General features: G+C 46.8%; 1 protein-coding gene. It reads left to right on the top strand.

Going from position 1 to position 739, the window contains the following annotated elements; genetic code table 11:
* Positions 1-739 (top strand): AMP-binding protein (locus tag E1297_RS01090; RefSeq protein WP_155132816.1); only part of this gene is annotated, 739 nt, incomplete at both ends.

Genomic DNA, 739 nt, shown 5'->3' with positions numbered 1-739 from the left:
GGAGCGACTTGCCTTCATGCTGGAGGATGCACATGCCTCAGCGGTTCTCATTTGCACTGATAAAGCACGATTATTGCCTGTACTCTGCAATCTGGGAAAATGTCTCCCACATTTTCTCGATACTCTGGAAACAGTGAGCGCCATCACGACCTGTGCCAAAACTGCATTCAACAAGATTAATCGCCTTGCGTTTCTATCACCTAAGAGTCTCGCTTACGTCATTTATACATCAGGCTCAACAGGAAATCCAAAGGGCGTCCTTGTCGGGCACGAGGAACTCTTTGTTTTGTGTTGCGGTGTCCGAAAAAAATATAGGATCACTGCCGAGCATCGGATGTTGCAGATCGCGACATGTTCGTTCACTCAGATTATCGAGGAGATTGCAGCCCCTCTTTGCGCCGGCGCAAAGCTAGCGATTGTTCATCGTAAAGAAGGCGTTCTGACTAGAAAAGATGTCTTCTCATGCCTTGATCCAATTGGTCTTAATGCAGCAGTTCTTGTGCCTTCATTCCTCGAAATGATAGAGCCGCAAGACGTGAAATCCATCAATCCACTCATAGTGACTGGAGAACTTATCCATGAAGAACACATAAAACGTTTCAAAGGAGATCGGAATTTCTTTAATGAATACGGCGCCAGCGAGATTACGGTTTGCGCCACTGTAGCAGACTTGGGCGCTGTTCAAGGATATTCCATCGGTTCGCCAGTCTCCAATACTCAAGCCTATGTTGTTGACGCT

The organism is Roseibium sp. RKSG952, assembly GCF_009711355.1.
This window is presented reverse-complemented; position numbering and strand designations above follow the sequence as displayed.